18 protein-coding genes are annotated in these 18309 nt (G+C 68.9%); 7 read left to right on the plus strand and 11 right to left on the minus strand.

The features are described from left to right. Positions 1 to 16 precede the first annotated feature (16 nt). Genes EZ216_RS15215 through EZ216_RS15235 form a run of 5 tightly spaced genes read left to right on the plus strand, consistent with a single transcriptional unit; the run spans position 17 to position 5375 of the window. Positions 17 to 1375: a glutamine synthetase family protein gene (locus EZ216_RS15215; RefSeq protein ID WP_135250636.1), complete on the plus strand. Its 1359-nt coding sequence runs from the start codon at positions 17 to 19 to the stop codon at positions 1373 to 1375. After that, positions 1375 to 2508 carry an iron-containing alcohol dehydrogenase gene (locus EZ216_RS15220; RefSeq protein ID WP_135250637.1) on the plus strand — a complete coding sequence of 378 codons (1134 nt, stop codon included), beginning with the start codon at positions 1375 to 1377 and terminating at the stop codon, positions 2506 to 2508. Before EZ216_RS15215 ends, EZ216_RS15220 begins: the two co-directional genes overlap by 1 nt. 1 nt (position 2509) lies before the next feature. Continuing rightward, a complete protein-coding gene (locus tag EZ216_RS15225; RefSeq protein ID WP_135250638.1) occupies positions 2510 to 3346 on the plus strand; it encodes a gamma-glutamyl-gamma-aminobutyrate hydrolase family protein in 837 nt (278 codons plus the stop codon). Next, positions 3343 to 4716: an aldehyde dehydrogenase family protein gene (locus EZ216_RS15230; RefSeq protein WP_135250639.1), complete on the plus strand. Its 1374-nt coding sequence runs from the start codon at positions 3343 to 3345 to the stop codon at positions 4714 to 4716. Before EZ216_RS15225 ends, EZ216_RS15230 begins: the two co-directional genes overlap by 4 nt. Further along, entirely contained in the window at positions 4713 to 5375 is a 663-nt protein-coding gene (locus EZ216_RS15235; RefSeq protein WP_135250640.1) for an HAD family hydrolase, read from the plus strand. The genes EZ216_RS15230 and EZ216_RS15235 overlap by 4 nt, the downstream gene beginning before the upstream one ends. Position 5376: 1 nt before the next feature. Here the strand turns inward: EZ216_RS15235 and EZ216_RS15240 are convergent, their stop codons facing one another. From EZ216_RS15240 to EZ216_RS15250, 3 genes are all read right to left on the minus strand, one after another. Continuing rightward, positions 5377 to 5763, minus strand: coding sequence for a response regulator (locus tag EZ216_RS15240; protein ID WP_135250641.1), 387 nt, complete (start codon positions 5761 to 5763; stop codon positions 5377 to 5379). 143 nt (positions 5764 to 5906) lie between these two features. After that, positions 5907 to 6704 carry an NUDIX hydrolase gene (locus EZ216_RS15245; protein ID WP_135250642.1) on the minus strand — a complete coding sequence of 266 codons (798 nt, stop codon included), beginning with the start codon at positions 6702 to 6704 and terminating at the stop codon, positions 5907 to 5909. Next, entirely contained in the window at positions 6701 to 7684 is a 984-nt protein-coding gene (locus EZ216_RS15250; RefSeq protein WP_135250643.1) for a quinone oxidoreductase family protein, read from the minus strand. Before EZ216_RS15250 ends, EZ216_RS15245 begins: the two co-directional genes overlap by 4 nt. Positions 7685 to 7786: 102 nt before the next feature. On the opposite strand from EZ216_RS15250, the gene EZ216_RS15255 reads away from it, so the two are divergent. After that, complete coding sequence (locus tag EZ216_RS15255; RefSeq protein ID WP_135250644.1) at positions 7787 to 8689, plus strand: DMT family transporter; 903 nt, start codon at positions 7787 to 7789, stop codon at positions 8687 to 8689. A gap of 51 nt (positions 8690 to 8740) precedes the next feature. On the opposite strand, the gene EZ216_RS15260 is transcribed toward EZ216_RS15255, so the two are convergent. The 8 genes from EZ216_RS15260 to EZ216_RS15295 form a co-directional block, all read right to left on the minus strand. After that, a complete protein-coding gene (locus tag EZ216_RS15260) occupies positions 8741 to 9673 on the minus strand; it encodes a sugar kinase (protein WP_135250645.1) in 933 nt (310 codons plus the stop codon). A 7-nt stretch (positions 9674 to 9680) separates the two neighbouring features. Further along, positions 9681 to 10478, minus strand: coding sequence for an SDR family oxidoreductase (locus EZ216_RS15265; RefSeq protein WP_135250646.1), 798 nt, complete (start codon positions 10476 to 10478; stop codon positions 9681 to 9683). Between the two features lie 50 nt (positions 10479 to 10528). Then, positions 10529 to 11431 (minus strand): DMT family transporter, encoded by a 903-nt coding sequence (locus EZ216_RS15270; protein ID WP_135250647.1) that lies wholly within the window; start codon positions 11429 to 11431, stop codon positions 10529 to 10531. Between the two features lie 149 nt (positions 11432 to 11580). Beyond that, positions 11581 to 13095 (minus strand): tripartite tricarboxylate transporter permease, encoded by a 1515-nt coding sequence (locus tag EZ216_RS15275; protein ID WP_135250648.1) that lies wholly within the window; start codon positions 13093 to 13095, stop codon positions 11581 to 11583. Between the two features lie 13 nt (positions 13096 to 13108). Then, the gene (locus EZ216_RS15280) at positions 13109 to 13594 is read right to left on the minus strand and encodes a tripartite tricarboxylate transporter TctB family protein (RefSeq protein WP_135250649.1); all 486 of its coding nucleotides are present in this window, start codon (positions 13592 to 13594) and stop codon (positions 13109 to 13111) included. Positions 13595 to 13723: 129 nt separating this feature from the next. Further along, positions 13724 to 15514, minus strand: a complete 1791-nt coding sequence (gene tfpB, locus EZ216_RS15285; protein WP_135250650.1) for a type IV pilus assembly ATPase TfpB — start codon at positions 15512 to 15514, stop codon at positions 13724 to 13726. A gap of 7 nt (positions 15515 to 15521) precedes the next feature. Next, entirely contained in the window at positions 15522 to 16268 is a 747-nt protein-coding gene (locus EZ216_RS15290; RefSeq protein WP_135250651.1) for a class I SAM-dependent methyltransferase, read from the minus strand. A gap of 9 nt (positions 16269 to 16277) precedes the next feature. Beyond that, on the minus strand, positions 16278 to 17108 hold the full coding sequence (locus tag EZ216_RS15295; RefSeq protein ID WP_205959684.1) for a TatD family hydrolase: 831 nt from the start codon (positions 17106 to 17108) through the stop codon (positions 16278 to 16280). Between the two features lie 129 nt (positions 17109 to 17237). Between EZ216_RS15295 and EZ216_RS15300 the strand changes: the two genes are divergently transcribed. After that, entirely contained in the window at positions 17238 to 18248 is a 1011-nt protein-coding gene (locus EZ216_RS15300; protein ID WP_135250652.1) for a S1C family serine protease, read from the plus strand. Positions 18249 to 18309: the final 61 nt, after the last annotated feature.

An 18309-nucleotide genomic window follows, 5' to 3' on the forward strand; every position in this document is an offset into this window, starting at 1 on the left:
GAGAACAGGAGACCCAGTGGCCAGCAAGATCCATCCCGCCCTCGCGGCCGTCCGCAAGCGCGGCGCCCAGAAAGTCAAGGTCGCCGTCAGCGACATCGACGGCATCCTGCGCGGCAAGTACCTGCACGTCGGCAAGTTCGAAGGCGCCGTCGAAGGCGGCTTCGGCTTCTGCGACGTGGTGTTCGGCTGGGACTCGCAGGACGTCTGCTACGACAACACCACCATCACCGGCTGGCAGCACGGATACCCCGATGCGCTGGCCCGCGTCGACCTGGACACCGCGCGCCAGGTGCCGTGGGACAACAACGTCGATTTCTTCCTGGGCGAATTCGTCAACGCCGACGGCACGCCGCACCCGGCATGCCCGCGCCAGACGCTCAAGCGCGTGCTGGCGCGCGCGAAGAAACTCGGCTTCGAAGTCATGACGGGCATGGAATTCGAGTGGTTCAACTTCCGCGAGACGCCCCACACCTGGGCCGCGAAGAACGGCCAGCCGCCCGAACCCCTCACGCCCGGCATGTTCGGCTACTCGCTGCTGCGCATGGCCGACAACCCCGGCTTCTTCAACGCGCTGATGGACGAGATGCTGGCGTTCAACGTGCCCATCGAAGGCCTGCATACCGAGACCGGTCCCGGCGTGTACGAAGCGGCCATCGGCTTCTCGTCCGCGCTGGAGCAGGCCGACCGCGCCATCCTGTTCAAGACCGGCGCGCGCGAGATCGGCAAGCGCTACGGCGTCATGCCCAGCTTCATGGCCAAGTGGTCACAGAAGTACCCAGGCTGCAGCGGCCACATCCACCAGAGCCTGTCGGACGGCAAGAAGAACCTGTTCTTCGACGGCAAGTCGCAGCGCAGCATGAGCAAGCTGTTCGAGAGCTACCTGGCCGGCCAGGTGGCCTGCCTGATGGAATTCGGGCCCATGCTGTGGCCCACCATCAACAGCTACAAGCGGCTGGTCGACGGCTTCTGGGCGCCGGTGAAACCCACCTGGGGCATCGACAACCGCACGGCCAGCTTCCGCGTCATCGCCGGCTCGCCCAAGGCCACGCGGCTGGAAACGCGTTGCCCGGGCGCCGACGTTAATCCTTACTTGGCGATGGCCGCGGTCATCGCGGCTGGCCTGCATGGCGTGGAAAAGGGCCTGAAGCTCACCGCGCCGCCCATCACCGGCACCAACCAGGGCGGTGAGAACGTCCCGCGCGCGCCCCGCACGCTGATCGAAACCACGCGCAACTTCCGCGAGTCCAAGGTCGCGCGCGACTTCCTCGGTGACACCTTCGTCGACCATTTCGCCGCCACCCGCGAGTGGGAATGGCGCCAGTGGCAGGACGGCGTCACCGACTGGGAATTGAAACGTTATTTCGAGATCATCTGATGAGCCTGTCCAACTTTTCCTTCCCCACCTCCATCGCCTTCGGGCCCGGCGCGCGCAAGGAAGTCGCCGCGCACCTGAAGTCGCACGGCCTGAAGCGCCCGCTGATCGTCACCGACAAGGCGCTGGCCGCCCTGCCCGTGCTGGCCGAGTTCCAGTCGCACCTGCAAGGGCTGGACGTCGCGGTCTACGGCGGCGTGTTCGGCAACCCGACCGCCAGCCAGGTCATGGGCGGTGCCGCGGCCTACAAGGCGCACCAAGCCGACTGCATCATCGGCTTCGGCGGCGGCGCCGCGCTGGACGTCGCCAAGGTGGTCGGCATCGCCGCCACGCACGAAGGCGACATCATCGAATACGTGTGGGACCACCCCAAGGTGCGACCCATCTCCAACGAGCTGCCGTACTTCGTCGCGCTGCCCACCACGTCGGGCACGGGCTCGGAAGTCGGCCGCTCTTCGGTCATCAGCGAGGACGACACGCACCTCAAGCGCGTGGTGTTCAGCGCGAAGATCCTGGCGAAGAAGGTGTTCGCCGATCCCGAACTGACGCTGGCCCTGCCGCCGCAGGTGACCGCGGCCACCGGCATGGACGCGCTGACGCACAACATCGAGAGCTACCTCTCGCCCGCCTACCACCCGCTGTGCGACGGCATCGCGCTGGAAGGCACGCGCATCGCGGCGCGGTCGCTGCTCACCGCCGTGAAGGAACCGTCCAACCTGGCGGCCCGCAGCGACATGATGATGTCTTCGATGATGGGCGCCATCGCCTTCCAGAAAGACCTGGGCGCCGTGCACTCGTGCGCCCACGCGCTGGGCGCCGTGTGCGACCTGCACCACGGCCTGGCCAACGCGCTGATGATCGACACCGTGCTGGACTGGAACCGCGAGGCCGTGCCGGCCAAGTTCGACGAACTGGCGCACGTGTGCGGGGTGAAGGGCGGCGGCGCCGCGTTCATCCCCTGGCTGCGCGAACTGAAGGCGCAGGTGGGCATCAGCGGCAAGCTGGCGCAGCACGGCGTGAAGTCCGAGCAGATTCCGCGCCTGGTGGACATCGCGGTGAAGGACATCTGCCACCAGACGAATCCGCGGCCTGTGACGGCCGGCGATTTCAAGCGGCTGTTTGAAGCAGCGCTGTGAGATGAGTTCTGGGAGCGCCCCCACCCCAACCCTCCCCCAGGGGGGGAGGGTTAAGTCAGGCTCGAAGGCGGACAGGCTCAAGATCGGCATCAGCGCCTGCTTCTTCCACCCGGACGCTTCCCGCAAGGCGGCGCCGAAGAAGACGCTGCAGTGGATCGAGCAGTCGACGGCGCACTGGGTGATGGCCGCGGGCGCGCTGCCGGTGATGATCCCGGTGCCGGCGGGCGACACTTTCCGCGGCGACGTCACGGTGGCCGACTACGCGGACTGGCTCGACGGCCTGGTGCTGCACGGCGGTGCCGACGTCTGGCCGGGCAGCTACGGCGAGCAACCGCTGCGCCCGGAGTGGAACGGCGACAAGGCGCGCGACGACTACGAGATCGCCTTGGTCAAGGCTTTCGAGGCGGCGCGCAAGCCGGTGTTCGGCATCTGCCGCGGCCTGCAGCTGATCAACGTCGCGCACGGCGGCACGCTGTACCAGGACATCTCCACGCAGAAGCCCGGTGCGCGCGTGCACCGCGACGCCGACGCCTACGACCTGAACTTCCACCAGGTGGACATCCTGCCCGGCACGCGCCTGTCGCAGCTGCTGCGCACGGAACAGCACAAGATCAACAGCGTGCACCACCAGGGCATCAAGGACCTGGCGCCGGACTTCGCGGTGGAAGCCACCTCGCCCGACGACGGCGTGATCGAAGCCATCCGGCACACCGGCGACGCCTGGGTCGCCGCGGTGCAGTGGCACCCTGAGTTCCATTTCCCGCACCTCGGCGTCGTCGACGACACGCCGCTGCTGCACGACTTCCTTTCGGCCGCGCAAGCGGCCCGCACCGAATGAGCACACTCGCCGTCCTGAACCCCGCCACCGGGGAAACCATCGCCAACCTGCCCGCGGACGACGCGGCCAGCGTGAAAGCCAAGTACGCAGCCGCGCGCGCGGCGCAGCCCGCATGGGCCGCCCGCCCGCTGGCCGAACGCAAAGCCTGTGTCGACCGGTTCCGCGCAGGCGTGGTGCGCGATCTCGAGAAACTCGCCGCCACCATGACGAAGGAGACCGGCAAGCCGATCAAGATGTCGCGCAACGAGCTGAATGGCCTGCTGCCGCGCATCGACTTCTTCCTCGGCATGGTCCAGCCCGTCGTCGAACCCGAGCAGGTGTTCGACGAAGGCGGCATGCGCGAGGTGATCCAGCACGAACCGCTGGGCGTGGTCGCCAACATCTCGGCCTGGAACTACCCCTGGTTCGTCGGCTGCAACGTCATCCTGCCCGCGCTGCTCACCGGCAACTCGGTGCTGTACAAGCCTTCCGAGTACGCCGCGATGACGGGCCTGGAGATCGCGCGCCTGCTGCACGAAGCGGGCGTGCCGAAGGACGTGATGACCTGCCTGGTCGGCGCCGGCGAAGTCGGCACCGCGCTGCTGGCGCAGCCGGTGGACGGCGTGTTCTTCACCGGCTCGCACGGCACGGGCAAGCGCATCGCGCAGGCCGTCGGCGACCGCTTCGTCAAGCTGCAGCTGGAACTGGGCGGCAAGGATCCCACCTACGTCGCCGACGACGCCGACCCGAAGACCGCCGCCGAGTCGCTGGCCGACGGCGCCATGTACAACACCGGCCAGAGCTGCTGCTCGGTGGAGCGCATCTACGTGCACGAGAAGGTGCACGACGCTTTCGTCGCCGCCTTCGTCGACACGGTGAAGGGCTACAAGCGCGGCAACCCGATGGCCGAAGACACCTACATCGGCGCCATCACGCGCGAACCGCAGCTGAAGGTGCTGGAAGCGCAGGTGGCGGATGCGAAGGCCAAGGGCGCCAAGCTGCTCGCGGGCGGCCAGCGCGCGGGCGGGCCCGGCAACTGGTTCGAAGCCACCGTCTTCTCCAACGTGAACCACTCGATGGAGCTGATGCGCGAGGAAAGTTTCGGTCCCGTCATCGGCATCCAGAAAGTATCGGGCGACGAAGAGGCCGTGAAGCTGATGAACGACACGCGCTACGGCTTGACCGCCGGCGTGTATACGAAGGACGAAGCGCGCGCGAAGAAGCTGCTGGCGCAGGTGCATGCGGGCAGCGTGTACTGGAACTGCTGCGACCGCGTCAGCCCGCGCCTGCCGTGGAGCGGCGTCGGCGATTCGGGCGTGGGCCTCACGCTGTCCAGCTATGGCATCCAGACGTTCACGCGGCCCAAGGCCTGGCACCTGCGCTCGGCGTGAAACCGCGCCTCGCACTCTTCGACCTGGACCACACGCTGTTGCTGGGCGACAGCGACGTGCTGTGGTGCGACTTCCTGATGCGCGAAGGCCTGCTGGACCGCGCCACCTTCGAGCCGCGCAACGCCGACATGGAAGCGCGCTACAAGGCGGGTAGCGTGGGCACGGCGGAGTTCTGCGGCTTCTACGTGTCCACGCTCGCCGGCCGCACGCCGCAGGAATGGCAACCGCTGCGGCAACGCTTCCTGCGCGAGGAGATCGTGCCGCGCATCCCCCCCGGTGCCATGGAACTCGTGAAAGAGGAGCAGCGCCGCTCGCGGTGGGTGGTGATGACGACGGCGACCAGCCGCTATCTCACCGAATTGACCGCGCAACACTTCGGCATCGAGCACCTGCTGGCAACCGAAGCGGAACTGCGCGACGGCCGCTTCACGGGAGCCCTGGAGGGCGAACCCAACATGCGGCAAGGCAAGCTCACGCGCCTCGATGAATGGCTGGCCTCGCGCGGCGCCGCATCCGCGGACTTCCACCGTGCGGCATACAGCGACTCGATGAACGACCTGCCGCTGCTCGAAGCGGCGGACGAGGCCGTGGCGGTCAACGCCGACCCACGGCTGGCGGCCATCGCCGCGCAACGCGGCTGGCGCACCGTGCGGTGGTGACTCAGGCGGCTTCCAGCTCGCCGCGCGCCTTCACGCAGTAATCCAGCAGCGCGTCGATCTCGGTGGACTTGTCGAAGACGGCGTCCGCGCCCAGCTGCGCGCAGCGGCGTCGCATGTCGGAAGTGGCGTGGTTGCTCAGCACGATCACCTTCTGGCCGCGGCGGCGGTTGCGCGCGGCTTCGACGATGCGCAGGCCGCTGCCCTGCTTCAGGAACAGGTCCACCACCGCGATGTCCCAGCCGTCGGGGTTGGCGGCCAGCCACTTCTTGCCCTCGTTCTCGGTGTCGGCCAGCCCCACGGGCTGCACTTCCGCCAGTTCCTGCAGCGTCTCGATGAGGTTGTCTCGGATCGTCGGGCTGTCTTCGACGATGTAGGCTCTCAAAGCCATTTGGGGATGCTCCGGCCCGCGTCCCATCCCGGTCGGGGCGGCGCGGCTATTCGTTCAGTTGGGGACCAATCTACCCAACCGCACGGGCGGAGGCTGCAAGCCCCGGGACCAAGCCTATGTAGGAATGCGCGGTCAGTGCGTGTTCACGCCGCCAGCGCCTGCGCATAGATGGCCGAGGCTTCGAGCGTGAATCCACTGGCCAACAGGCGCGCCTGGAGCTCGGCGGATGCCAGCAGTTCGAAGCGTTCCACCTCGCCGTCCTGGTTGGCCGGCACCACGCCTTCCGGCACCGTGCAGCGGTACCAGTCGATGGCCTCCACCACGTAGCCGTGCGGACCGTCCGGGGTCGGGCTTCGGCGCACCACCTGGCCGCCGCGGGCCACGTCGCGAAGCTGGCCCATCCGCAGCCCGGCCTCTTCCCAGGTCTCGCGCGCGAGGGCTTCTTCCACGCTTTGCCGGCTGGGCACCATGCCACCCATCAGCGTGTCCCACAGCCCGGGATCGTTGGCCTTGCTGAAGGCGCGCTGCTGCACCCAGTGGCGCCCGTCGGGCGAAAGACCGACGAGGTGCACCGCCCGCGTCGCCACGCCCAAGGGACGCACGACTGCGCGTTCCACCGTGCCCAGCTCCGCGCCCCGGGCATCGCAGACGGCCAGTTGTTCATCGCGCCAGACGTGCGACAGGCCCAGGTCGCGCAAGGTGGCGGCCAGCTCGGCCATCAGCGGCGTGAGCGCGCCATTGCCGAGTTCAGCGGCCTTCGCACGGAGCATCCACCGCCCTTGCCAGGATGGCGCGCGCCGCAGGACGTCACGGACGAGTTCCGGCTCGACCGAACCGATGGGCTCGCCGCGCCACAGCAGCGGCACGCGCGGCCGCTCGGGCGGGCGGTGCAGCCGCGCCTGCACGCCGGCCACCCACTCGCGCGGCAGCAGGCCGCTCACAGGGTGAGGATGGTGCAGCCGGTGGTCTTGCGCGCTTCCAGGTCGCGGTGCGCCTGCTGCACCTGGTCCAGCGGGTAGCGCTGGTCGATGCGGATCTTCACCTTGCCCGAAGCGACCACGTCGAACAGCTCGTCGGCCATCTGCTGGCACGACTCGCGCGTGGCGATGTGCGTGAACAGGGTCTGGCGCGTGACGTAGAGCGAGCCCTTGACGCCGAGGATATTGGGCGCGAACGGCGGCACGGGACCCGACGCGTTGCCGAAGCTGGCCATCAGGCCGAACGGCCGCAGGCAGTCCAGCGACTTGTCCCAGGTGTCCTTGCCGACCGAGTCGTAGACCACCTTCACGCCCTTGCCGCCGGTGATCTCCATCACCCGCTCCTTGAAGTCTTCCTTGCTGTAGTTGATGACGTGCGCCGCGCCGTTCTCCTTGGCCAGCTTGCACTTCTCGTCCGAGCCCGCCGTGCCGATCAGCTGCAGGCCAAGTGCCTTGGCCCATTGGCAGGCGATCAGGCCCACACCGCCCGCGGCCGCGTGGAACAGCACATGGTCGCCGGGCTGCAGGCCGCCCTGCGGCAGCGTGCGGCGCAGCAGGTATTGCGCGGTCATGCCCTTGAGCATCATGGCCGCGCCGGTCTCGAAGTCGATGTCGTCGGGCAGCTTGCAGACCTGCGCCGCGGGCATGACGCGCACTTCGCAGTACGAGCCCGGCGGGTTGCCGGCGTAGGCCGCTCGGTCGCCCGCCTTCAGGTGCGTGACGCCTTCGCCCACCGCTTCGACGATGCCCGACGCTTCCATGCCGATGCCGGCGGGCATCTCCATCTTGTACAGGCCCGTGCGGTGGTACACGTCGATGAAGTTCAGGCCCACCGCCTTGTGGCGGATGCGAATCTGGCCGGGACCGGGCTCGCCCACCTGCACATCGGCGATCTTCAGTTGCTCGGGTCCTCCGTGCTGCTCGATGCGGACGGCTCGGGTCATCGGTGTTCTCCTCGTTCGGGAAAAAGCGAGCGCGAATCCTGCCACGTTTCGATGCCCCCTGCCCGCGGCGGCGATGGCTGGGCAGCTACAGTGGCGGGCCCCATGCAGCAGAGACTCACCGCTTCCACCGCCGCCCTTCTCGTCCTGCCGCCCCTGCTGTGGGCGGGCAACGCGGTCGCCGGCCGCTTGATGGCCGGCTCGGTGCCGCCGATGACGCTGAACTTCCTGCGCTGGGCCGTGGCCTTCGTGCTGCTGCTGCCGCTGGCCTGGCGCACGCTGCGGACGGGCAGCGCGCTGTGGCCGCTGTGGAAGCGCTTCTGCGTGCTCGGCCTGCTGGGCGTGGGTTGCTACAACGCGCTGCAATACCTGGCGCTGAAGACGTCCACGCCGCTGAACGTCACGCTGGTGGCGGCCAGCCTGCCGGCCTGGATGATCGGCATGGGCGCGCTCTTCTTCGGCCAGCGCATCTCCGCGCGGCAGGTGATCGGCGCCGTGATGTCCATCGCCGGTGTCCTGGTGGTGCTCAGCCGCGGCGACTGGGACGTGCTGCGGCAGGTGCGCCTGGTGCCGGGCGACTTCTTCATCCTGCTGGCCACGGCGAGCTGGACCTTGTACAGCTGGCTGCTCGCCAAGCCCGGCGACCCGCCGGAGATCCGCGGCGACTGGTCCGCTTTCCTGATGGCGCAGATGGTGTTCGGCGTCGCCTGGTCCGGGCTGTTCGCGGGCGCCGAGTGGGTGCATGCGCCGCAGCACATCGCCTGGGGCTGGCCGGTGTTCGTTGCGCTGGCCTACATCGCCATCGGCCCGGCCATCCTGGCGTACCGCAGCTGGGGCCTGGGCATCCAGCGCGTGGGCCCGACCATCGCGGGCTTCTTCTCCAACCTCACGCCGCTGTTCGCCGCGCTGCTGTCAGCCGCTTTCCTGGGCGAGGCGCCGCACGCGTATCACGCGGTGGCCTTCGTCCTGATCGTGGCTGGCATCGTGGTGTCGGCGCGGAAGGGATAGCGGACCCCGTATCCCTGCGGCTTCACCGCACGGCGATGCAGCCGCCGGTGGTCATCGCTTCTCCAGGGCTTCGCGCATGCGCTGCGCGGTGGGGATGGGTTCCACCGCGCCGTAGCCTTCGGTGGAGAGGGCCGCCGCCACGGCGGCATAGCGGCCCGCCGTCGGCAGGTCGTCGCCTGCCAGCAGCCGCGTGATGAACGCGCCGCCGAAGGTGTCACCGGCGCCGGTGGCGTCGACGTGCTTGCACGCATGCGGCGGGATGTGCCAGCGCTGCCTGGGGTCGGCGACCAGCGCGCCTTCATGGCCGAGCTTGAGCGCCACCACTTTCGCGCCCAGGCCCAGGCACCAGTCCACCAGCGCATCGGGGTCGCGCAAGCCGGTGATCGCCGCCACGTCGTCCACGCTGGGCAGCAGGATGTCGCAGTGGCGCATGACGTCTGTCATCACCGCACGCGCGCGGTCGACCGGCCAGAGTTTCAGCCGCAGGTTGGTGTCGAAAGACACGCGCACGCCTGCGCGCCGCGCGGTGTCGATGGCCGCATAGGCCGTGTCGCACGCGGAAGGCGAGATCGCCAGGCTGATGCCCGAGAGGTGCAGCACCTTCGCGGCGGCGATGCGCTCGCGCGGAAGGTGCGATGGCTGCATGCGCGCGGCCGCGGAGCCCACGCGCATGAAGCTGAAATGGTGGCCGCGCTCGTCGTGGTTGACGAAGTACACGGCGGTGTAGCCGCCGGCGTCGGTGGCCACGCCCGAGTGGTCCACGCCTTCCTGGTCCCACAACGCGCGCAACAGCCGGCCGTGCTCGTCGTCGCCCAACGCCGACAGGTAGCCCACGCGGGCACCCTGCCGCGCCGCGGCGATGGCGAAGTTGGAGGTGTCGCCGCCGAAGCCCTGCAGGTAGTGGCGCCCGCCGCCTTCGCCGGTCTGGTTGAACTCCAGCATCGCCTCGCCCAGCGCGAGGATGTCCACGGGCGCGGACTGCATCGCGGCTTCAGTAGGTGCCGGGATAGGCACCACCGTCGGTCAGGATGTTCTGGCCGGTGATGTAGCTGGCGTGCGCGCTGCACAGGAAGGCGCAGGCGGCGCCGAACTCGGCCGGCGTGCCGAACCGGTGCGCGGGGATGGTGTTCAGCCGCGCGGCTTCCACCTGGTCCATCGTCTGCCCGGTCTTCTTCACCGCGCCTTGCATCGTGCCGCGCAGGCGGTCGGTGTCGAAAGCGCCGGGCAGCAGGTTGTTGATGGTCACGTTGGCGGAGGCCAGCTTGCGCGTGCGTGCCACGCCGGCCACGAAGCCCGTCAGGCCGCTGCGCGCGCCGTTGGACAGGCCGAGGATGTCGATCGGGGACTTCACCGCCGACGAGGTGATGTTCACGATGCGGCCGAAACCGCGAGCAGCCATGCCGTCGACGGTGGCCTTGATGAGCTCGATGGGGGTGAGCATGTTCGCGTCCACCGCCTTGATCCAGGCTTCGCGGTCCCAGTCGCGGAAGTCGCCGGGCGGCGGGCCTCCGGCGTTGGTCACGACGATGTCGTAGTCCTTGCGCGCGCCGAACACCGCGGCGCGGCCCTCGGCGGTGGTGATGTCCGCCGCGACGTGCAGCACCTGCGCATCCTTCGGCCTGCCCGGATCGGCCAGCAGCTTCTGCGCCGCGTCCTTCAGCGCGGGCTCGCCGCGCGCGACGATGACCACGTTCACGCCTTCGCGCGACAGCGCCTGCGCGCAGCCAAAGCCCAGCCCCTTGCTGGCGCCGCACACCAGCGCCCACTTGCCTGCGATGCCCAGATCCATGCTGTCGTCCTCTCGAATTCGAAGCGCCGGATGATACGGGCGAGGCGCGCCTAACGTGATGCGCCGCGCGTGAACACCCAGATGCCGGCCAGCACCAGCACCGTGCCTACCGCGATCCAGCCGGTGAAGGGCTCGCCCAGCAGCAGCGCGCTCATGGCGATGGTGGACAGCGGGCCGATCATGCCGATCTGCGAAGCCAGCGCCGGGCCGATGCGCTCGATGGCCATCATCACCAGCAGCACGGGCACGGCGGTGCACAGCGTCGCGTTCAGCACCGACAGCCAGATCACCTGCGGCGCGACCGCGAAGGCCGTGTTCAAAGGCCGCAGCACGACGAACTGCACGATGCAGCACAGGCAGGCGAACGAGGTGGCCAGGCCCACCAGCCGGATCGAGCCCAGCGTCTTCACCATCTGGCCGCTGTACACCAGGTAGATGGCGTAGCTCACGGCGCTGCCGAACACGAGGACCGAACCCCACACCGTGCCCGGGCCCATCGCGCCCAGTTCGTGGCCGAACACCATCGCCACGCCCACGTAGCTGACGGCCATGCCGGCCAGCTGCATGCGGGTGAAGGGCTTGTGGTGCATCAGCCAGCCGAGCAGCAGCACCAGCGTGGGCGAGAGGTACAGGATCAGCCGCTCGAGCGAAGCCGTGATGTAGGCGAGGCCGGCGAAGTCGAGGAAGCTGGCCAGGTAGTAACCGGTGAGGCCCAGGCCCACGATGCCCGCCCATTCGCGCCCCGAGAGCGGCGGCTGTCCGCGGCCGGCCCACCACGCCATCGCGACGAACAGCGGCAGCGCGAACAGCATGCGCAGCATGATCAGCTGCACGGCGTCCACGCCCCAGCGGTAGGCGAGCTTGACGATGATGGCTTTGCCGCTGAAAGCGATGGCACCGGCGGCTGCGTACACGAGGCCAGGCAGCAGGCTGGCGGGCTTGGCGGCGGTCACTCGGTGATTGTGCCCTGCCCGCCGATGACGGAATGACTCCGACTGCGGCGTCAATGACGAATGACGAATGACAAACGGGGCGCTCCGGCCCCGTCATGCGTCATCGAGCCGCGGGCGAGGCCATGCGAGCCCCGCGAGCGGTCATGCGGTCAGTCCTCTTCCTGGAACACGTCCTCGCGCTTGGCCTTGATCGAAGGCAGCAGCACGACGATCAGCAGCAGCAGCGCCGCGGCCAGCAGCCCCGCGGACAGCGGGCGTGTGACGAACACGCTCCAGTCGCCGCGCGAAAGCAGCAGCGCGCGGCGCAGGTTCTCTTCCATCATCGGGCCCAGGATGAAACCCAGCAGCAGCGGCGCGGGTTCGCACCCCAGCTTGATGAACACGTAGCCGATGACGCCGAAGATGGCCACCATCCACACGTCCCAGGTGTTGTTGTTGGTGGAGTACACGCCGATGGCGCAGAACAGCACGATGGCGGGGAACAGCCAGCGGTAAGGCACCGTGAGCAGCTTGATCCACATGCCGATCAGCGGCAGGTTCAGGATCACCAGCATCAGGTTGCCCACCCACATCGAGGCGATCAGGCCCCAGAACAGCTGCGGGTTGCTGGTCATCACCTGCGGGCCCGGCTGGATGTTGTGGATGGTCATCGCGCCCACCATCAGCGCCATCACCGCGTTGGGCGGGATGCCCAGCGTCAGCAGCGGGATGAAAGAAGTCTGCGAGCCCGCGTTGTTGGCCGACTCGGGCGCCGCGACGCCGCGGATGTTGCCTTTGCCGAAAGGCACTTCGCCCGGACGCAGCGACGTCTTCTTCTCGATGGTGTACGCCGCGAAAGCCGACAGCAGCGCGCCGCCGCCCGGCAGGATGCCCAGCGCCGAGCCCAGCGCCGTGCCGCGCAGCACCGCGGGAACCATGTTCCTGAAGTCCTCCTTCGTCGGCATCAGGCCGGTGACCTTGGAGGTGAACACCTCGCGGTCTTCCGCCGCTTTCGACAGGTTCTGGATGATCTCGCCGTAGCCGAACACGCCCATGGCGATGACGATGAAGCCGATGCCGTCGGTGAGTTCCGGGATGTCGAACGAATAGCGCGCGACGCCGGAGTTGACGTCCGTGCCCACCAGGCCCAGCAGCAGGCCCAGCACGATCATCGCGACCGCCTTCACCAGCGAGCCGGAAGCCAGCACCACCGCGCCGATCAGGCCCAGCACCATCAGCGAGAAGTATTCGGCGGGGCCGAACTTGAACGCGACTTCGGTCAGCGGCGCGGCGAACGCCGCCAGGATCAGCGTGCCCACGCAGCCGGCGAAGAACGAGCCCAGGCCGGCGGCGGCGAGCGCGGGACCCGCGCGGCCCTGGCGTGCCATCTGGTAGCCGTCGATCACCGTCACGACCGAGGACGATTCGCCCGGCAGGTTGACCAGGATGGCCGTGGTGGAGCCGCCGTACTGCGCGCCGTAGTAGATGCCGGCCAGCATGATCAGCGCCGACACGGGGGGCAGCGCGTACGTGGCGGGCAGCAGCATCGCGATGGTGGCCACCGGGCCGACGCCGGGCAGCACGCCGATCAGCGTGCCCAGCAGGCAGCCGATGAACGCGTACAGCAGGTTGATCGGCGTGACGGCGACGCCGAAGCCGATGGAAAGGTTGGTGATCAGGTCCATGTCGTTCTCCCGCTCAGCCGATGAACCACGGCCAGACCGGGAATTGCAGTTTGAGCAGCACCACGAAGGCGAGGTAGCTGCCGATGGCCAGCACGGTGGCCAGCACCGCCACTTCCCTGGCCTTGAACTCGTCGCCCGCCATCGCGGCGACGAAAGTCAGGCCGTAGATGGCGACGATCAGGCCGAAGGCCGGGATGCCGAGGCGCGGGATGCCGGCCAGCAGCACGCCGAACAGCACGTTCGATCCGATGATGAAACCCAGCGGCTTCCACGCGATAGCGCCGATGCGGTCGCCGTCCTCGGTCTCGACCACGAGTGAAGTGAAAGTGATCGCCAGGCCGAGGATGGCCATCAGGATGCCCAGCATCAGCGGGAAATAGCCGGGACCCATGCGGGCGCCCTCGCCGATGGTGTAGTTGGTGGCGCCCCAGGCGAAGGCGATACCCACGGCCGTGAACATCAGGCCGGACCCGAAGTCCTTGTGGCTCTTGATTCGCAAAGTCTCGTCTCCTCGCGGATTTCTCCGAAGGGACGGATTGTTGCGGTCAGGCTCCGGTCAGGTAGATGTGGATTCCACCTATGCCGCCCGAACGCACTACGCCGCGCACCACGGCGGGGCTGCGCCGCCTCACGACAGCGGCGGCGTGGCGGTGAGCACTTCCTCCAGCGTGGTGATGCCCTCGGCCACCCGCAGCGCGCCGGCCAGCCGCAGCGGCCGCATGCCGCCGGCCACGCCCTGGCGGCGCAGGTGCTCCAGCGACGGGTCGCGCGTCATCTGCTCGCGGAAGCCCTCGCTCACCGTCAGCAGCTCGTACAGGCCCATGCGGCCCATGAAGCCGGTCATGCGGCAATCGACGCAGCCCACCGGCTTGTACGGCCGCCAGCCGCCCGTGAGCTTCCACGGCTTGACCACCTCTTCCACCGGCTCGCGCGGCGCGCTCTCGTCGGGCTGGCGGCACTGCTTGCACAGCGTGCGCACCAGGCGCTGCGCCAGCACGCCCAGCACGGTAGCGTTGAGCAGGTACGCCGGCACGCCCAGTTCCATGAGGCGCGTGAACGCCGAAGGCGCGTCGTTGGTGTGCAGCGTGGAGAAGACCAGGTGGCCGGTGAGCGCGGCCTGCACGGCCATCTCGGCCGTCTCCAGGTCGCGGATCTCGCCCACCATGATGATGTCCGGGTCCTGGCGCATCAGCGCGCGCAGCCCCTCGGCGAAGCTGAAGTCCAGCTGCGGCTGCACCTGCGTCTGGTTGAACGCCGGCTCGATCATTTCGATCGGGTCTTCCACCGTGCTGACGTTCACCTCCTCGGTGGCCACGCGCTTGAGGGTGGAGTACAGCGTGGTGGTCTTGCCCGAGCCCGTGGGCCCGGTCACCAGGATGATGCCGTGCGGCCGCTTCACCAGCGCTTCCCAGCGCTGCGCGTCGTGCTGCGAGAAGCCCAGCGCGTCCAGGTCCTTCACCGCCGTGTCGGGGTCGAAGATGCGCATGACCATCTTCTCGCCGAAGGCGGTGGGCAGCGTCGACAGGCGCATTTCCACTTCGTCGCCGCGCGGGTTGCGGGTCTTGATGCGGCCGTCCTGCGGGCGGCGCTTTTCCACCACGTCCATGCGGCCCAGCAGCTTGATGCGCGCGGTCATGGCGTTGAGCACGCCCATGGGCATCTGGTAGACCGGGTGCAGCACGCCGTCGATGCGAAAGCGGATCACGCCCTGCTCGCGCCGCGGCTCCAGGTGGATGTCGCTGGCGCGCTGGTCGAAGGCGTACTGCCACAGCCAGTCGACGACCTGCACCACGCCCTGGTCGTTGGCGTCCAGCTGCTTGTTGCTCTTGCCCAGCTCCACCAGCTGCTCGAAGCTGCCCGCGCCCGCGTTGCCGCCGGAACGCTGCGCGGCGCGCACCGACTTGGCCAGCGCGAAGAACTCGGCCGTGTAGCGGTGGATGTCCTGCGGGTTCGCGACCACGCGCCGCACCGATCGGCGCGCCTGCCGCTCGACTTCGCCCACCCAGTCGTCGATGAAGGGTTCGGCCGTGGCGACGACCACTTCGCTGGGCGTCACCTGCACCGGCAGCACGCGGTGGCGCTCGGCATACGCCGCGCTCATCGTGTCGGAGACGCGGCCCACGTCCACCTTGAGCGGGTCGATGCGCAGGTAGTCCAGCCCGGCGCGGCCGGCCAGGTACTGGGTGAGCGTCTCGATGTCGAGCGGCTTGCCGTCCTGCAGGCGCGTCATCGACACCGCGGCCAACCGCACCAGCGGCGGCTGCGCGCTCTGCGCCTGCGAGCAGCGGGCGATGGTGCGCGCGGCTTCCTCGGCAGAAATGACGCCGTCCTCGCTCAGCCATTCGACGACGCGCCGCCAATCCAGCGGACCCCGGAGAGTTCGGGCGTCGGGGGCCTTGGCGCGGGCGGTCGTGCTCATCCGTCCATCATTCCACAGGTTTGAAGACGCGCAACCATTTGGGCGCCGGCAGGTCCCAGCGCGAGCGGATTTCGTCCGCCCGGGCGAGCAATTCCGCACGGGCCGGATGCACGGGCGTGCGCAGCGCCAGCACGATGGTGTTGCCTTCGCGGGTGGGCCGGAACGCCCAGACCGCCGTGTTGCCGAACGCACCGACGATGTGTGCCAGGCTGCGCTCGTAGCTGGACGAGCGGCCGAACAGGTTCACCGTCATGCAGCCGTCCTCGGTCAGCAGCCGGCGGCAGTCGGCGTAGAAAGCCTGGCTGTCCAGCACGGGCGCCGCGGCCTCCTGGTCGTACAGGTCCACCTGCAACGCGTCCACCTGGCCGCGCCAGTGCTCATGCGCGGCGACTTCCGCGGCATCGCCCAGCACGACCGACAGGCGCGAATCGTCGCGCGGCAGCTTGAACCACAGGCGGCACGCCGCCACCACCTGCGGGTTCAGCTCGATCGCGGTGGTCTTCATCCGCAGCTTGCGGTGGCAGAACTTGGTGAGCGCGGCCGCGCCCAGGCCCAGCTGCATGGCGTGGCGGCGCGGCACCGTCGACGGGTCGACGAACAGCAGCCAGGCCATCATGCGCTGGACGTACTCGAGGTGGATGCCGAAGGGATCGTCCAGCCGCATCGAGCCCTGGACCCAGTCGGTGCCCAGGTGCAGGTAGCGGACGTCGCCGTGGTCGGAGAAATGGACTTCGGGAAGCTGGGCGTCGGTCACGGCGCGCGATTATGGGCCGAGCAACGCGGCCATCCGCGGCAGTGCGTGCGCAGCATTGCGCGTGCTTGCCTGCGCCAGCTCACCGATGCCGATGCCGCGCAGGTCCGCGACGGCCTGCGCGATGCGGGGCAACTCCGCCGGTTCGTTGCGGCCCTGCGGCTCGCCTTGCGCGCGCTGCTGCGCCGTACGGTAGAGCCAGTGCGGCGGGATGTCGGGCGCATCCGTTTCCAGCACCAGCGCCGAAAGCGGCAGCGACGCGGCCAGCCGCCGCAACTGCAGCGCACGATCGAAGGTGACGGCGCCGCCGAAGCCCAGCTTGAAGTTGAGCTTGAGGAACTCCCCGGCCTGCTGTTCGCTGCCGTTGAAGGCGTGCGCGATGCCGCCGATCACCGGCTGCTCGCGCAGGTGCTTGAGCAGCCGGTCGGCCGAGCGGCGCACGTGAAGGATCACCGGCAGCCCGTGCCGGCTCGCCAGGCGCAATTGCTCGCGGTAGAAGAACTCCTGCCGGTCGCGGTCCAGGCCGGGCACGAAATGGTCGAGGCCGATCTCGCCCACCGCCACCAGCCGTGGGTCGCCGGCATTCGCCGTCAGTGCCCGGTCGAGCGCCTCGATGTCGGATTCACTCGCCCGCGGCGTGAACAGCGGATGGATGCCCAGCGCGTAGCTGTCGCCGCAGGCATGCGCCAGCCCGCGCACCGCGTCGAACGCGGCCACCTCCACCGCCGGGATCACGCAATGCACGACGCCCGCCGCGCGCGCCCGCGCGCGCACATCGGTGGCTTGCCCAGCGAACTCGGGCGCGTCCAGGTGACAGTGCGTGTCCACGAAGGCGGCGGGCATGCGGACGATGATGCCCGAACGGGCCATGGGGCCGCCGCGCCAACCGTGCATGCCCTGCCAAACCGTGCTACCGTGTGCTTTCGAATTTCCGGGGCCCGCGCGGGCCCCGCCGTCCGAGAAGGTGATCCGATGCGCAGGCCAGCTCTCTACAGCTCCAGCCGTCCGGCTCCTGCGCAGCAGGCCCCCGCCGCCGCGCAGCCCGCGCCCGAAGCTGTCGCCTCCGAATCCCCCGCACCCGTGCGCAAGCGCCGCTGGTTCGCCGGCCCGTACCTGCAATGGGCGGCCATCTCGCTGCTGGCCGCGCTGCTCGCCGTCAGCCTGGGGATGAACCTGCGGCCGGGCCAGCGCAAGCTGACCCAGGACGACATCAACGCGGCGGTGCTCAAGACGCTGGAAACCCAGACGCTGCCTTCCGAGTACTCCAAGGCGTACGAGAACATCCGTCCGTCGGTGGTGCGCGTGGTCAGCTACGTGAAGAAAAGCAAGCTGAAAGACGAGACGCTCACCAGGCTCGGCCATGGCGCCAAGCCCAAGGCGCTGGGCCCGGCGCAGGGCGCCGACAAGGCGGTGAAACCTTCCGCCGCGGATGACGACGACGACATCGAAGCGGGCGTGGGCACCGGCGTGGTCATCGTCGACAAGGGCGTCATCCTCACCAACCTGCACGTGATCTCCGGCGCCGACAAGGTGAAGGTCACCTTCTTCGATGGGCTGGAAGCCGACGCCTCCGTCACCGGCGTGCAGGCCGAGAACGACCTCGCGGTGCTGCAGGCCCACAAGATTCCCGACGACCTGGAGGCCGCCACCATGCGCTCGACCGGCGACCTGGCGCCGGGCGACAAGGTGCTGGCCGTGGGCTTCCCCTTCGGCATCGGGCCCTCGGCTTCCGGCGGCATCGTCTCCGGCCTGAAGCGCTCGTTCCGCTCGCCCGAAGGCAAGCAGGAGATGACCAACCTCATCCAGTTCGACGCGGCGGCCAACCCCGGCAACTCCGGCGGCCCGCTGGTCACGATGGATGGCGAGGTGGTGGGCATCGTCACCGCCATCCTCAACCCGACGCCCGCGCGCACCTTCCTGGGCATCGGCTTCGCCGTGCCGATCGAGAACGCCGCCCAGGCCGCCGGCCTGCCGCCGTTCTGAAGCCGACGAATGGCTTCGCTTCGCTCTATGACGAATGACCGAAGCCCCGCATTTGTCATCC

This window comes from Ramlibacter humi, assembly GCF_004681975.1.
GTDB lineage: Bacteria > Pseudomonadota > Gammaproteobacteria > Burkholderiales > Burkholderiaceae_C > Ramlibacter > Ramlibacter humi.

Bases quoted from the DNA above. Each gene is read 5' to 3' on its own strand.
- EZ216_RS15300 (WP_135250652.1), top strand. From the start codon at position 17,238: ATGCGCAGGCCAGCTCTCTACAGCTCCAGCCGTCCGGCTCCTGCGCAG.
- EZ216_RS15225 (WP_135250638.1), top strand. From the start codon at position 2,510: ATGAGTTCTGGGAGCGCCCCCACCCCAACCCTCCCCCAGGGGGGGAGG.
- EZ216_RS15265 (WP_135250646.1), bottom strand. From the start codon at position 10,478: ATGGATCTGGGCATCGCAGGCAAGTGGGCGCTGGTGTGCGGCGCCAGC.
- EZ216_RS15255 (WP_135250644.1), top strand. From the start codon at position 7,787: ATGCAGCAGAGACTCACCGCTTCCACCGCCGCCCTTCTCGTCCTGCCG.
- EZ216_RS15220 (WP_135250637.1), top strand. From the start codon at position 1,375: ATGAGCCTGTCCAACTTTTCCTTCCCCACCTCCATCGCCTTCGGGCCC.
- EZ216_RS15240 (WP_135250641.1), bottom strand. From the start codon at position 5,763: ATGGCTTTGAGAGCCTACATCGTCGAAGACAGCCCGACGATCCGAGAC.
- EZ216_RS15295 (WP_205959684.1), bottom strand. From the start codon at position 17,108: ATGCCCGCCGCCTTCGTGGACACGCACTGTCACCTGGACGCGCCCGAG.
- EZ216_RS15250 (WP_135250643.1), bottom strand. From the start codon at position 7,684: ATGACCCGAGCCGTCCGCATCGAGCAGCACGGAGGACCCGAGCAACTG.
- tfpB (WP_135250650.1), bottom strand. From the start codon at position 15,514: ATGAGCACGACCGCCCGCGCCAAGGCCCCCGACGCCCGAACTCTCCGG.
- EZ216_RS15260 (WP_135250645.1), bottom strand. From the start codon at position 9,673: ATGCAGTCCGCGCCCGTGGACATCCTCGCGCTGGGCGAGGCGATGCTG.
- EZ216_RS15230 (WP_135250639.1), top strand. From the start codon at position 3,343: ATGAGCACACTCGCCGTCCTGAACCCCGCCACCGGGGAAACCATCGCC.
- EZ216_RS15275 (WP_135250648.1), bottom strand. From the start codon at position 13,095: ATGGACCTGATCACCAACCTTTCCATCGGCTTCGGCGTCGCCGTCACG.